The sequence below is a fragment of the Devosia chinhatensis genome (genome assembly GCF_000969445.1).
Lineage (GTDB): Bacteria > Pseudomonadota > Alphaproteobacteria > Rhizobiales > Devosiaceae > Devosia > Devosia chinhatensis.
Window position 1 is genome coordinate 1383643 of the sequence record NZ_JZEY01000054.1, and the last position, 14911, is coordinate 1398553.

The 14911-nt window shown below is 62.0% G+C and carries 11 protein-coding genes; 3 read left to right on the forward strand and 8 right to left on the reverse strand.

The genetic code is table 11. The annotated features are described in order from the left end of the window. Position 1 precedes the first annotated feature (1 nt). Positions 2-1963: a beta-galactosidase gene (locus tag VE26_RS06650; protein WP_046104263.1), complete on the forward strand. Its 1962-nt coding sequence runs from the start codon at positions 2-4 to the stop codon at positions 1961-1963. On the opposite strand, the gene VE26_RS06655 is transcribed toward VE26_RS06650, so the two are convergent. Then, complete coding sequence (locus VE26_RS06655; RefSeq protein WP_046104264.1) at positions 1926-4046, reverse strand: ComEC/Rec2 family competence protein; 2121 nt, start codon at positions 4044-4046, stop codon at positions 1926-1928. The genes VE26_RS06650 and VE26_RS06655 overlap by 38 nt on opposite strands. An 84-nt stretch (positions 4047-4130) precedes the next feature. On the opposite strand from VE26_RS06655, the gene gltX reads away from it, so the two are divergent. Both gltX and gltA read left to right on the forward strand, forming a co-directional pair. Next, complete coding sequence (gene gltX, locus VE26_RS06660) at positions 4131-5546, forward strand: glutamate--tRNA ligase (protein WP_046105106.1); 1416 nt, start codon at positions 4131-4133, stop codon at positions 5544-5546. Between the two features lie 183 nt (positions 5547-5729). Further along, positions 5730-7019 (forward strand): citrate synthase, encoded by a 1290-nt coding sequence (gene gltA, locus VE26_RS06665; protein WP_046104265.1) that lies wholly within the window; start codon positions 5730-5732, stop codon positions 7017-7019. Here the strand turns inward: gltA and VE26_RS06670 are convergent. The 7 genes from VE26_RS06670 to VE26_RS06700 all read right to left on the reverse strand — a co-directional run bounded on the left by VE26_RS06670 (position 6995) and on the right by VE26_RS06700 (position 14907). Further along, positions 6995-8143: a lipid-A-disaccharide synthase gene (locus VE26_RS06670; RefSeq protein ID WP_052715726.1), complete on the reverse strand. Its 1149-nt coding sequence runs from the start codon at positions 8141-8143 to the stop codon at positions 6995-6997. The two genes, gltA and VE26_RS06670, sit on opposite strands and share 25 nt — an antisense overlap. Before the next feature lie 13 nt (positions 8144-8156). After that, a complete protein-coding gene (gene lpxA / locus VE26_RS06675; protein ID WP_046104266.1) occupies positions 8157-8966 on the reverse strand; it encodes an acyl-ACP--UDP-N-acetylglucosamine O-acyltransferase in 810 nt (269 codons plus the stop codon). Further along, positions 8963-9439 carry a 3-hydroxyacyl-ACP dehydratase FabZ gene (gene fabZ, locus VE26_RS06680; protein ID WP_046104267.1) on the reverse strand — a complete coding sequence of 159 codons (477 nt, stop codon included), beginning with the start codon at positions 9437-9439 and terminating at the stop codon, positions 8963-8965. The genes lpxA and fabZ overlap by 4 nt, the downstream gene beginning before the upstream one ends. After that, positions 9436-10464, reverse strand: coding sequence for a UDP-3-O-(3-hydroxymyristoyl)glucosamine N-acyltransferase (gene lpxD / locus VE26_RS06685; protein ID WP_046104268.1), 1029 nt, complete (start codon positions 10462-10464; stop codon positions 9436-9438). The genes fabZ and lpxD overlap by 4 nt, the downstream gene beginning before the upstream one ends. A 69-nt stretch (positions 10465-10533) precedes the next feature. Beyond that, on the reverse strand, positions 10534-12738 hold the full coding sequence (gene bamA, locus VE26_RS06690) for an outer membrane protein assembly factor BamA (protein ID WP_052715727.1): 2205 nt from the start codon (positions 12736-12738) through the stop codon (positions 10534-10536). Positions 12739-12881: 143 nt separating this feature from the next. After that, entirely contained in the window at positions 12882-14090 is a 1209-nt protein-coding gene (gene rseP / locus VE26_RS06695; protein WP_342018398.1) for an RIP metalloprotease RseP, read from the reverse strand. Further along, positions 14047-14907, reverse strand: a complete 861-nt coding sequence (locus VE26_RS06700; protein ID WP_160297815.1) for a phosphatidate cytidylyltransferase — start codon at positions 14905-14907, stop codon at positions 14047-14049. The genes rseP and VE26_RS06700 overlap by 44 nt, the downstream gene beginning before the upstream one ends. Positions 14908-14911: the final 4 nt, after the last annotated feature.

A 14911-nucleotide genomic window follows, 5' to 3' on the forward strand; every position in this document is an offset into this window, starting at 1 on the left:
GATGAACCCCGCGATTGGCGTCTGCTACTACCCTGAACATTGGCCTGAAGACTGGTGGCAGACAGACGCCCGGCGAATGGCCGAACTCGGCATCAAGGTCGTGCGGATCGGAGAATTTGCCTGGTCGCGGCTCGAGCCACAGCCAGGCGATCTTCAGCTCGACTGGATGATCCGCGCCATGGATGTCCTGGGCCAGCACGGCCTCAAGGTCATCGTCGGCACCCCTACCGCCACTCCGCCGCGCTGGATGATCGACAAGCATCCCGATATGCTCGCCGTCGACGCCCAGGGCCGCCGTAAAGGCTTCGGCTCGCGCCGCCATTACGACTTCTCCCATCTCGGCTATCGCGAGGAAGCGGCGCGCATCACCCAGATCCTGGCGGACGCGCTCGGCAACCATGCCGCGCTGGCCGGCTGGCAGACCGACAACGAATATGGCTGCCACGGCACAACCTATTCCTATTCGCCGGCTGCCCGCGACGGCTTCCGGCTCTGGCTCCAGCAGAAATATGGCTCTATCGACGCGCTGAACCACGCCTGGGGCAATGTGTTCTGGTCGATGGAATACAACCACTTCGACCAGATCGAGCTGCCGAACCTGCTGGTCTGCGAGGCAGCCCCTGCGCATGAGCTGGATTTCCGGCGATATTCGTCCGATCAGGTCTCCGCCTTCAACAAGGTCCAGTACGACATCCTCAAGGCCGCGTGTCCCGACCTGCCGGTCATCCACAATTTCATGAGCCGCTATGCCGAGTTCGATCACTTCGACGTGGGCCAGACGCTCGATATCGCGTCCTGGGATTCCTATCCCATCGGCCACCTGGCGACGAGCAACGAACCAGACGACATCAAGCGGCTTTATCTTCGCCAGGGCGACCCGGACAACGCCGCCTTCCATCACGACCTCTACCGGTCGGTGGGTCATGGCCGCTGGTGGATCATGGAGCAGCAGCCGGGGCCGGTGAACTGGGGGCAGGCCAATCCCGATCCACTGCCGGGCATGGCGCGCCTCTGGGCGTGGGAAGCCTTCGCGCACGGTGCCGAAGTCGTCTCCTACTTCCGCTGGCGTCAGGCTCCCTTCGCGCAGGAGCAGATGCACGCCGGCCTGTTGCGGCCGGACAGCGAGCCGGCGCCCGGCTATCACGAAGCCGGCCAGGTGGCCCGCGAACTCGCCGAAACCGCGATCGGCGGCGTCGCCAATAAGGGCCGTGTCGCTCTGGTCTATGACTACCAGAGCGAATGGGCCTGGGAAATCCAGCCTCAGGCCGCCGGCTTCCGCCACGGCGATCATGTGCGCGCCCTCTATTCGGCATTCCGCAAACACGGCATCGACGTCGATGTGTTGCCCACGTCGACAGCGAGCCTGGCTGGGTATGACATTGTCGCCATCCCCGCATTGCTCGCCTGGACCGATGAGCTGCGTGCCGCAATCGGCGATTTCGAAGGCCACGTCCTGATCGGCCCCCGCACAGGCTCAAAGGACCAGAACTTCGCCATTCCGGCCCGCTTGGGACCAGACCTGCCCCAGAACCAGCTCGATGCCCGTGTCATCCGGGTAGACAGCCTGCCTGCCGGGGTCGAGGTGCCCGTCAAGGGTGGTGGCGCAGCGCGGCTCTGGCGCGAGAAGACCGAGGGTGGTGCCGAAGTCATAATGGAGGATGTCGAAGGCGTTCCCGTCTTGCTGTCCCAGGGCAAGTTGTTCTACCTCACAGCCAGCGGCGACCGGGCGCTGATCCAGCGGGTTGCAGATTACCTGATCGCCGAGGCAGATACGCCCACGCTGGCTTTGCCGGCCGGCGTGCGCTGCCGGACTCGCAACCACTTCCGGGTCTACGTCAACTATTCATCCGGACCGCAGACCCTTGCCCCCGCACCCGACGAAGCCGGCTATGTGCTGGGTGGTCCAGAGATGGAAGCTGCCGGTGTCACCGTGGCGAAACTCGCCACGGCCGGTCGCGATTGACCATTGCCGGGCGAACATCGAATCGCCCGGCACCCTCATTCCAGTGCAGCCAGTGCACCCCACCACCAGCGAGGTCGTCGGGGCCGATAAGCATCTGCTCCGCAGCGCATGAGCCGGGCGGCCGCACGCGTGCGATGAGAAGATCGTGCCCTCCGCAATCCTCGGCGAAAGCCGCGGCATTGCGGACGATGGCGATGGAATAATCGGGGGTCGAAACGATGCAGCCCAGCCCGTCGCACACAGCCCCCTGATGCATAGGTGCGATCTGGGTCTGGTAATTCCGGCTCCACACATCGACGGCGAAGCTGCCTGTCTTGCCACTGGCCAGCGCCATGCCGCTACCATCGCGCACCGCCACGGCCTGCGTCGTGTCCGACACCAGCACGTCTGGGCGCGGATCGATGCCAAACAGGAATACGGCCGGCAGCAGCAATATCGGAGCAGCCAGCCTCCAGCGCGTTTCGACAAAGGCGAACCAGCCCAGCGCGGCCAAGCCACCCACCAGCGTCCAACTGGCAAGCAATGGGTTACCGGTCAGGCCCTCGCTCCAGCCGGCAACCAGCTCTGCCACGGCCAGCATTCCCTCGATGCCCCAGCCCATGATTTGGAAACAGAGGCCGTCGAGCCCGATCGGCATGACCAGCATCGCAGCGACGCCGGCCCACATGATCAATCCCACAAACGGCAGTGCCATGACATTGCCCAGCACGCTGAGAGGCGCTGTCTGCTGAAAATGGTACGCTGAGAACAATAGGGTCGCGAGGCCGGCAATGAAGCTCGTCCAGGCCGTGGCGGCGATGAGATGCCACAATCGCTCGAGACGCGTATTGGGTGGCGCAAAGCGCCTTGGCATTTCGTAAATGCCGATCAGGCCGATGACGGCGGCAAAGGATAGCTGGAAACTGGGCCGAAACACGCTGGCGGGATCGATAAGAATGATGGCGAGCGCAGCAATCGTCACGTTGCGCATCGTCAGGGCCCGTCGTCCCACCAGCACGGCGCCGAAAATGAGCGCCAGCATCAAAGTCGAGCGGAACGCCGGCACATTGTCGACGCCTCCTGCCAGCAGCAGGTAGAGAAAGGCCGTGACGATCCCCACCAGTGCGGCGATCTGTTTGTTCGGCCATCCCACAAGCCCCGGCAGCGAGGCGAGGAGCAGGCGGACGATCCAATAGATGCCGCCGGCGACGATAGAGAGGTGCAGGCCCGAAATCGAATAGACATGCGCCAGCCCCGAGGCCGCCATGATGTCTCGCGTCTCGTCGGAAATGTCGCTCTGGTCTCCCATCACCATCGACTTGCCGATAGCGGCGCTGGGCCCATCGAGCGCGAGGTCGATCCTGGCCGCGATATGGGCGCGCAGCCCCTGCACGGTGCGGGCAAAGTCGGCGTCATTGCCGTCTCCGATCCGCTCGACGCTGCCCGTGGCTGAGCCATAGGCCCCGACGCCATTGAAATAGGCGTGGAACTGCCCGTCATGCGATCCGGGCAGGATCGGGCCCGGGACGGGCGCCAGCCTCAGGGAGGCGCGCAGCCTGTCGCCCGGCCGCAATTCCGGGTCGGCCGGCAGTGAAAGTCGCGCACGACGGACGCCCGGATTGCGTGCGCCCTCTAGTGGCACAAGTGCCGAAACAATGATCCGCCGCTGGCTGTCATCGGCCGACAGCACCTCATCGACCACGGCCTCGTAGATGCCATAGGCCGGAATGCTCAGCATGCTCGTCCCGAACAGGGCGGCATGAACGGGCAGCAATACAAGCCCGGCGCCGAAGGCAATTGCCTGCACGGCAAGGCGCAGCACCACGAGGGATTTCAAGAGCAGTGCGAAGAGGGCGAGGCTGAGCGCTGCCGTCGCGCCTCCCGCCAGAAGTGGCAGAGAAGGCTCGCTGGACAGCGACGCGTAAAGCGCCAGCCCGGCAATGAGACTGAATGGCAAGAGCACGAAAAGCCGGCGATTGTCGGCTGCGTCGACCAGCGCGGACCGCAGACCGATAAGCCATTCTTGCGCGAGGTTGGACTTCTCGGCAATCGGTGGCCATTGCCGTCGATTGACCGCCCCTACCCGGCTTCTCCCCGCGTCCATCTCGGCCACGCCGCGCCCCTGCCCTTGCGCTCAAGCGGGCCTATGGTACACACGGCCCGCAATTCCTCAAATATCTTGGTTGCCATGTCTCAGGTCGTCACCCGTTTCGCTCCTTCGCCCACCGGTTATCTGCATATCGGTGGTGCCCGCACGGCGCTGTTCTCCTGGGCCTATGCCCAGAACAAGGGCGGCAAGATGCTGTTACGCATCGAGGATACCGACCGCGAGCGTTCGACCGATGCGGCCGTGACCGCGCTGATCGATGGCCTCAAGTGGCTGGGCCTGGATTGGGACGGCGAGCCGATCAGCCAGTTCGCCCGCGCCGCGCGCCACGCCGAAGTGGCGCATGAGCTGGTGCGCATGGGGCACGCCTATTATTGCTATTGTTCGCCCCAGGAACTCGACCAGATGCGCGAGGAGGCCCGCGCCGCCGGCAAGCCTCCCCGTTACAACGGCTATTGGCGCGATCGCGACGCGTCTGAAGCCCCCGAGGGCGTCAAGCCGGTCATCCGCATCAAGTCGCCCCTTAGTGGCGAAATCGTCGTGCATGACCATGTGCAGGGCGACGTGGTGTTCAAGACCGAGAACCTCGACGATTTCATCATCCTGCGATCGAACGGTACGCCGACATATATGCATGCCGTGGTTGTCGACGATCATGACATGGGCGTCACCCACATCATCCGCGGCGACGATCACCTCACCAACGCCGCCCGGCAGATCGTCATCTACAACGCCATGGGCTGGACCGTCCCCGAGATGGCCCACATCCCGCTGATCCACGGCCCGGATGGGGCCAAGCTCTCCAAGCGCCATGGAGCGCTCGGTGTCGAGGCCTATCGGCAGATGGGATATCTACCCGAGGCCGTCCGCAATTACCTCGCGCGTCTGGGCTGGAGCCACGGCGACGACGAAATTTTCTCCACCGACAAGATGGTCGAATGGTTCAGCCTCGAAGCGCTCAACAAGGGCGCGGCCCGGTTCGACTTCGTCAAGCTCGAGAACATCAACGGCCACTACATCCGCGAAGCCGATCCAACCTACCTCTATCAGGTCATGGTCGAAACCGCCGAGGAAGTCGGCCGCGACGAGGATGCCAAGGGTCTGCGCGCCAACCACGAAACGGTGCTGGCCGCCCTGCCCGAACTGCAGCCTCGCGCCAAGACGGTTCTGGAGCTGATCGACCTCGCGCAGTTCATCTATGCCATTCGTCCGATCCAGCCCGATGCGGCGGCAGCCGCGCTCCTGACCGAGGACAGCCGAAAAGTCCTCGCCGGCATTGCCGAAACGTTAGGGGGCCTTGCCGAATGGTCAGTGCCTGCAATCGATGCGGCTATGCGCCAACTGGCCGAGCAAAAGGGGCTCAAGCTCGGTAAACTCGCTCAGCCTCTGCGCGCAGCGTTGACCGGACGCACAGTATCTCCGGGCATTTTCGAGGTCATGGTGCTGATTGGTCGCGAGGAAAGCATGGCCCGACTCGGCGACCAGGTCACCGGCTGACAAGGCCTGGCACGCCCGTAATGGCTGCGTCAGGTGGATAAGTCATATTTACCTATCAGTTGCTTGCCGCAGGCAAGACCTGATACCTCTGCACGACAAATCGGCGCTTCCAAGGCGCCGGCCCTCGCGCCGTTGGAATCGCTTATGCTTTGGCGGGCGCGCAGGTGAAACGAGGAGAGCCCAATGACAGATAAAGTCGCCAAACTCGTCATCGGAGACCAGACCCACGAATTCCCGATACTGAGTGGTTCGGTTGGTCCCGATGTGATGGATATCCGCTCGCTCTATGCCAAGACGGGCCTGTTTACCTACGACCCCGGATTCACGTCGACGGCTGCCTGCGATAGCGCCATCACCTATATCGACGGCGACAAGGGCGAGCTGCTGTATCGCGGTTATCCCATCGAACAATTGGCCGAAAATTCCAATTACCTCGAAGTCTGCTATCTGTTGCTCTATGGCGAACTGCCGAGCAAGACCCAGTTTGCCGAGTTCGAGCAGCTCGTGACGCGCCACACCATGGTCCACGAGCAAATGCACTACTTCTATCGCGGCTTCCGCCGCGATGCGCACCCCATGGCCATCATGACCGGGGTGGTTGGCGCCATGGCCGCCTTCTACCACGACTCCACGGACGTCAACGATCCGCAGCAGCGCGAGATCGCCTCGATCCGCATGATTGCCAAGATGCCGACCATCGCTGCGATGGCCTATAAGTATTCGGTGGGTCAGCCCTTCGTTTACCCGCGTAACGACCTCGATTATGCGTCCAATTTCCTGCACATGTGCTTCTCGGTTCCGGCCGAGGAATACAAGGTCGATCCCAAGATCGCCCGGGCCATGGACCTGATCTTCACGCTCCATGCCGATCACGAGCAGAACGCCTCGACCTCCACTGTGCGCCTGTCCGGTTCGTCCGATGCCAACCCCTTCGCCTGTATCGCAGCTGGCGTGGCTTGCCTCTGGGGCCCGGCTCATGGCGGCGCCAACGAGGCCTGCCTCAACATGCTGCGCGAAATCGGCTCGGTGGATCGCATTCCCGAGTTCATCGCCCGCGCCAAGGACAAGAACGATCCGTTCCGCCTGATGGGCTTCGGCCATCGCGTCTATAAGAACTTCGATCCGCGCGCTAAGGTCATGCAGCAGACCGCCAAGGAAGTCCTGGCGATTCTCGGTGTCGAAAACAACCCGACCCTGCAGGTGGCTCAGGAACTCGAGCGCATCGCGCTCGAGGATCAGTACTTCATCGACCGCAAGCTCTATCCGAACGTCGACTTCTATTCCGGCGTGATCTTGGACGCCATCGGCTTCCCGACCTCCATGTTCACAGTGCTCTTTGCTGTGGCGCGCACCGTGGGCTGGATCAGCCAGTGGAAGGAAATGATCGGCGACCCGCAAAAGAAGATCGGTCGCCCGCGTCAGCTCTATAACGGCTCGATTGCTCGCGATTACGAGCCGATCAGCGGTCGCTGACGGCCCCATATCTCCAGGACCCGCTCAGCCGGGTCCTGACGTCCAAACGGCGGCCTGCCCGCCTCCATCATATCTGAAAGCTCGCCAAATGCGTCCACCTGCGCCTGGCGGGCATTTTTATTGCCCAGAAGCGCAAGCGCTGCCGGCAGGACTTCGCCCGCGACCAGAGGCGTGGCGACAAATTCCGGCACGACACGCCGGTCCAGAATGATATTGGGCAGGGACACCTGTGGCCGCCCGAGCGTCTTAAATATCTTCGCCTGATGATTGTCGAGCGCATAGAGCACCAGCATCGGCACCCGCGCGAGCGCCAGCTCCAGCGTCACTGTTCCAGACACACAAACGGCCCCCAATGCATCGGCATAAAGCGCGTGGCGATCCGCGCGGCGATCGATGATTGACACCGGCACCGGCCAGGTCGCCACTTCCCGTTCAAGCCGGCTGCGCAGGCGAGGCAGTGTCGGCAAGGCCAGGTGCGTCGCCCCGTCGATCCTGCTCAGTGCCTCAGCCATATCCCTGAGTATCGGCAGGTGACGCCGCAATTCACCCTCCCGACTACCGGGCAAGATCACGATGGGACCGCTCTCAGGCGCGGCAGCAGTTTGAAGCCTCTCCCCCAGGGCCGGATGGCCGACATAGAATGTGGGCGGACCCTCGAGCCGCGCCATCACCTCCGGCTCGAAAGGCAGCACTGCCAGCACGGCGTCGAAGATGGGCTTGAGCTTGGCGGCCCGCTCCGGATTCCGCGCCCAGACGGAAGGCGCCACATAAAGGATCAGCGTGCCGGTATAGCCCCGTTTGCGCAGGCGCGCGGCCAGCAGCTTTGAAAAGTCCTGCGCGTCGACCAAAACCACGACATCAGGCCGGAACGCCAGAATATGCCTCGCAGCCTGTTCCAGCCTCCAGAGGAGCCTCGGTAGGTTGAGCACAACATCGGTGACGCCCATCACTGCCAGGTCGGACATCGGAAAGAGCGACACGAGACCCTGCCCGATCAGTTCATCGCCACCGACACCCGCGAGCGTCACGTCTACACGCTCTCTCAGCCGGGCAACGAGGTCGGCAGCGATCCGGTCGCCCGATGGCTCGCCGGCCAGGATGAACAGGCGCAGCGATTGAGGCATGTTCCGCTCCGCCTTATTCGCCTTCGTTGGAATGGCGGGGGGACAGGATGGGCCGGTCCTTTGCGTCGCGGATAAAGGCGACGACATCCTGCACCAGCTGATCGTGCTCGAACAGCTCGGCAGCATCCTCGACGCGTTCGATCAGCGTGCCTTCGCTGGCAAAAATCTGCCGGTAAGCGGCCCGCAAACGGTGAATGGCTTCGCGATCGAACTTGCGGCGCTTAAGACCCACGAGGTTCAGGCCGGTCAGTGCGGCGCGGTTGCCTACGGCCATCCCATAGGGGATGACGTCGCCATCGACCATGGACTGCGCACCGACAAAGGCATGGGAGCCAATGCGCGTGAACTGGTGGATCACGCACGTGCCACCGAAAATCACGTTGTCGCCGACATGGACATGCCCGGCAATACCGACATAATTGGCCATGATGACATTGTTGCCGATGATCGCGTCATGGGCGACATGCGCATTGGCCATGATCAGACAATCATTGCCGATGCGGGTCAGCATCCCGCCACCTTCAGTACCGGGATTGATGGTCACCGCCTCGCGGATCGTGCAGCGCTCGCCGATCTCCAGCCGGGAATCCTCGCCGTGAAACTTGAGGTCCTGTGGCTCGTGTCCAATGGATGCGAATGGAAAGATACGCGTTCCCGTTCCGATAGTCGTGTTCCCATCGATTACGGCGTGGGACACCAACTCGACATCATCGCCGAGCACGACACGCGGACCGACCATGCTATAGGGTCCGATCTTAACCCCCGATCCCAACCGTGCGCCGTCGGCGACGATGGCGGACGGGTGAATTACGGCAGCTGTCACTGATCGGCACTCACGATCATGGCGGTGATTTCCGCCTCGGCGATCACCGCGCCATTGACCTTGGCTTCGGCCTTGTAGCGACCGACATTGCGACGGCGATGCATCTTGGCGATATGGAACTCAATCGTGTCGCCGGGCCCGGCTGGTTTGCGGAAACGGGCATTGTCGACACCGAGCATCAACACGATCTTCTTGCCGCCGACATTGGCATCGTGCTTGATCACGATCGCACCGGCGGTCTGCGCCATGCCTTCGATGATCAGTACACCGGGAAAGATCGGGTTGCCGGGAAAATGTCCGAGGAAGATCGGCTCGTTATACGTGACGTTCTTGATGCCGACTGCCGATTCGTCGCCATTGATCTCGACGATCCGGTCGATCATCAGGAATGGATAGCGGTGCGGCAGCGCCTCCAGGATTTCGCCAATGCTCATGGCGTCGAGTTCTGTGGCGCTGGCGACGGTCTCGTTCATCCCCGCTTCTCCCCCTTGGACAGTTTGCGCAAAACGGCGAGTTCACGCCAGAAATCTCTTATATCCTGCGCCGGCGCACCGGCAAGCTTGGAGCCCGGGGGCCAGTCCTTGGTCACGGCCGCGCGGCCGTTGACCACTGATCCCGCGCCGATGGTCAGGTGACCGGAGGTGCCGACATTGCCGCCCATCAGCACACCGTCACCGACAATGGTTGACCCCGCCAAACCCGTCATGGCGGCGATCAGGCAATTGCGGCCGATGCGGCAATTGTGCCCGATCTGAACCAGGTTATCGATCTTGGTCCCGTCACCGAGCACAGTGTCGCCCAGCGCTCCGCGATCTATCGTGCTGTTCGCGCCGATTTCGACCCGGTCCTGCACGATGACGCGCCCCAATTGTGGAATCTTCCGGTTGGACCGCCCAAGATCCAGCCAGCCGAAACCTTCCGTCCCGATGCGGACGCCAGAATGGATCACGACATCATTGCCCAAATGGGCGCATTCAATGGTGCAATTGGCTGCAATGATGCAGTTTCGACCAATGGTGACCCCCGGCCCGATGACGGTATTGGCTCCGATGATTGTTCCCCGGCCGATCTCGACGCCGGCACCGATCACCACATTGGTGCCCAGCGTCACGTCCCGTTCGTAAAAGGGAGCACCGAGATCCTCGCGGACACCGGCAATCGTGTTGCGGGTACTGTCTGGGTAAAGTGCCTGCAGGATGGAGGCGAAAGCCTCATGCGGCCGGTCAAGCACGATTGCCGAGCTTGCAGCCGGCACCTTTTCCTTCAGCGCTGCAGAAACCAGGACGATGCCGGCTGACGTCCTGCGGAGATCGTCCGCGTAACTGGACTGTGCGGCCAATGCGATGTCGCCAGGCTCGGCGCGCTCAAGCTCATCTGCACCGGTCACCAACCGTTCCGGATCGGCCAGGGAGCCGACCTGCTCACCCAGCCCGATCTGATGGAAAAGCGCGCCTATGGCGACAGGCCCCGCGAAGCGGTGAAAACGAGTATCGACCATGAGCTACTCAAAAAAAGCGAGCCGCGGTGCTACCGCCCCGCGGCTCGAAAACGTCTCACACGGCTGGGCTTACAGCAAGGTGGAGATGGTGAACTGGAACACCTGCGTCCGGTCGTCGGTCGACTTGTTCAGAACGTGGGCGAAGTCGCCACGCAGAGGTCCGAACGGCGAATCCCAGATCAGGGATGCACCAACCGAGGCGCGCCATGGCTCGTCATTGCTGCCTGCAACCGCATTGGTACCGTTCAGGCCGCCACTGCTGATGATGTCGCTGGCATCGCCGATCCAGGCCGCATCCGCGAACACCGCACCCGACAGCCCATAATTCTCAGGCAGGCCAGGGATCGGGAACTCGATTTCGCCGGAAATACCGGCAAACATCGTCGTTCCGAGATATTCACCCGTCCCCAGGCGCGGACCGAACCCGCGACCCTGGAAGCCACGCACCAGCTGCGAGCCTGGCGAGAAGGCCTCGACGACATGGACACCGCCACCGCCGAGATTGTTGATCACGCCGGCCTGGCCACGAACGCTACCCACGATGCCGCTATCCTGCAGGATCGGCACGAAGTAACGGGCACGAGCCTCGGTCTTGAGCAGGTGGTCGGTGGTGTTGCTGTAGTTCAGGTTGATGTATTGCTGGCTGAAGGTCGCATAAAGACCTTCGGTCGGATTGCGCACATCATCCACGCCGTTCCAGGTCATCGTGTACCCGGTAAAGGCTTTCTGGAATTCCTGCCCGTTGGTCACGAGGCTGGAATCGGTCGGCAACGGCGGGTTCTTGGTGGCATCGCCATCGCGGATGACCCGATGCTCGTAGCCGCCGAACACGCTGGCGGTCAGCGCGCTGGTCAGCGGAACGCCAAAGCGCACCTGGCCACCGGTCACTTCCGAGCCGTAGAAGCTGGCTGCGGTCTCGTCGTAAATGCGACGATAAGCATCGATGCCGGCCGAAACATTGAGGCCCATGAACTTGGGCTCGGTGAACGAGAAGTCGAAGGTACGGCCTGACTGCGAGGCGCCAACGGCAGCCCGCAGATACTGGCCGCGACCCAGGAAGTTCCGCTCCGTGAGCGAGAGCTCGCCCAGGATGCCATCCTGCGTGGAATAGCCGGCGGTCGCGCCATACTCACCCGTCGACTTCTCGGTGACGTTGATGTTGAGCACGATCTTGTCCGCGGACGAACCCGGAGCCGTCGAAATATCGACGCGCGAGAAGAAGTCGAGCGCTTCGATGGACGTGCGGCCACGAATGACCATAGAGCGGTTGAACGGGTCGCCTTCGGCAAAGGCCAGCTCACGACGGATGACGAAATCGCGCGTCTTGACGTTGCCGGTGATGTTGATGCGCTCGACATAGACCCGCGCACCCTCGTCGACCAGATAGGTCACATTGAAGGTGTTGGTCGCAACATCGCGATCGAGGCGGGCACGAACGTCGGCGAAGGAATAACCCTGCGTAGTGGCCTCGTAAGCCATATCCTCGATGCTGCGCTGCAGATCGGCGGCGGAATAGGTCGCACCCTGCCCCGTGCGGACAGTGCCACGCAGCACATCGGTGTTGAGCCCGTTGATGCTGGTTTCGATGCCGACATTGCCGATATTGTAGCGCTGACCTTCGTTCACGGTGACGTTCACGAAATAGGCGTTGCGCGACGCATCGTACTCGGCAACGGAATTCACCTGCGCGTCCGGGTAACCCCGATTGGCGTAGTACAGACGGATCCGCTCGCGATCGACGGCCATCTTCTGTTCGTCATAGGTATCGTCGCGCACCAGCCAGCTGAGAATGCCGGTCTCCTTGGTGAGCATCGCCCCTTTGAGATTATTGGCGCCGATAGAATTGTTGCCGGTGAAGTTGATCGCGGCGATACCGGCGCGATCACCTTCGTTCACGGTGAAGATGACCCGCACCCGACCATCGCTGGTCTGTTCGGTCCTTGCAGTAACCGAGACGGACATGAAGCCATCACGATCATAAGCCTGGCGGATACTCTCGATATCCGCGGCCAGCCGCTGCTGTGTAAAGATGCCGCTGGTCGAGATATCGACCATCGCCAGCAACTGAGAATCAGGGAATCGCCGGTTGCCCTCGAAAAGCACCGCCGCAACCAATTGCTCCTGAGCCTGCGCAGCCGTCACGCCAAGAACGGGAAGACCGGCTGCCATGGGCGCGGCCCCGAGAATGGCGATCGCGGAAACCGCGCCGCGCATCAGCTTGGTGGGGTGGATCATATTGTTATTGCCTTCTGCACCGGCCCGGAGAATCGCCATGCACAGCGCTCCCCCAAGCTAACTCCATTGAAGTGTTTTACTGTTTTTTTAACCAGGAACAAGCGGCCTGTCGTCACGCGGTTAGCAATTCATTGGCGCCCTTGTATTCGTGCAACACCTTGCAAACCAAGGTTAACAAGGGGTTAGCGCAAAATTCCGAAGTGCGCGAATATGGTGTCGTTGAACAGGGTGAATACCATCAGCGCCATCACCAGTGCAAACCCGAAACGAAAGCCGATCTCCTGCACGCGCATGCTGAGGGGCCGTCCCCGAATGGCCTCGGCGATGTAGTACATCAGATGTCCGCCATCGAGCATCGGTATGGGCAGGAGGTTGAAGATACCGATATTGAGCGACAGCAAGGCCATCAGGTTGATAAGCGCCACGATGCCGAGCGTTGCTACCTCGCCGGATACCTTGGCCACCTTCACCGGCCCGCCCAATTGCTCGACATCGCCGCGTCCGACGAAAAAGTCGCCGATGAACGCCGCCGTGCGCTGGATGATGAAACGGATCTCCTCGACGGTCATGCCGATGGCTTCAACCGGACCGGGTCTATAGAGCGTCACGTCGGTTTCCTCGACGCTGCGGGCCACCCCGATTCGGCCAATCCGCTGATTATTGCCGAACCGATCTTCGACCTGTACCGCCTCGGGAACCAGCGACAGCGTCACCGCTTGATCGTCCCGCAACAGTTCCACCACGACCTGACGCTCCGGGCTCGTTGCCACGTAGCGCTGGAAATCTTCGAAACCATGCACGGCATAACCGTCGACGGCCGTGATCCTGTCGCCTGGTACGAACCCTGCCGATTCCGCCACAGAGCCGGACACGACCTCTCCAATCACCGGCGGGATCGTATAACGCCCATAACCGAGAAGCAGCGCGTAGAGAACGAGAAAGGTCAGCAGCACGTTCGCGATGGGTCCGGCGGCGACGATCGCAATACGCTGCCAAACCGACTTGTTGACGAAAAGCCGCGGCGCGAGGGCGGGATCGACGTTCGCGTTCGCCTCCGGATCTGGAATGCTGGCAGCGTTCATATCCCCAACGAAGCGCACATAGCCTCCCAGAGGAACGGCAGACAGCCGCCAGCGCGTGCCGTGTCGGTCATTCCATCCGATCAGCTCCCGTCCGAAGCCGACCGAGAAGGTCTGGATCGCCACGCCGTTCCACCGAGCGACCAGGTAATGGCCCATCTCGTGAACGAACACGATGATGGTCAAGACTGCGAGAAACGGAACGACGTAGGAGAGGAGCCAGAAGACGAAATCCAACATGATGCTTCCTGAACGAGGCGGCTCGGCGCTACCAGTAGAGCAGTCCTTTTGCCACGGCGCCGAAACCCGCATGCAGCCCGCCCACTATGACGATGAAGAACACGCCGAATGTGAGGCTGTCCAAGCGATCCATGAGCCCACCGTGACCGGGGATGATGTCCCCGCTGTCCTTGATGCGGAAATGGCGCTTGATGGCACTCTCGGCCAGATCGCCCGATTGGCCCAGTATGCTGATTGACGCAGACAGGATCAGTCCGATCCAGATCGGTGAATCGGTCACGAGCACCCAGACAAGCAATCCCGCACCAGTCCCGAGCGCGAGCCCTCCCAGGGCGCCGGACCAGGTCTTGGACGGAGAAATTTCCGGCGCAAGCTTCTCACCGCCGATCTGCCGCCCTGTGAAGAAAGCCGCGGAATCGGTCATCCAAACCACTGTTCCCAGGTAAACGCCGGCCCAGATGCCGATCGATCCCTCGCCACGCATGGTCAACGCAGAAACAATGAGCAGTCCAAACAAGACAAGCCCGCCTGCCCGCCATGCAAACCCCTCCCGCCCCATGGCAAGGGCGACGAGACAGGCAATACCGATTACGACCAGAGACCAGACAGCGCCAAGCAAAGGAAATATCAAACCGGACAGCGCCACCAGTCCGACGAGCACCATGCCAAGCGGCGTTATGGGAGCGCGAGAGACCATCGCTTCCCATTCCCGATACGCACCGCCATAGACTGCGCCCACCACGGCCGCAAAGAGATAGCTTCCGATGTAAAGCGCCGTGGTCGTAAGGGCGACAAGCACAAATGCCGAGGCAAGGCGCGGCCCGATATCGGACCACGAACGGCGGCCGGGCGGCGTCGGATCAGGAAGTGGCCCCCCGGGTGTCGTCAATGCC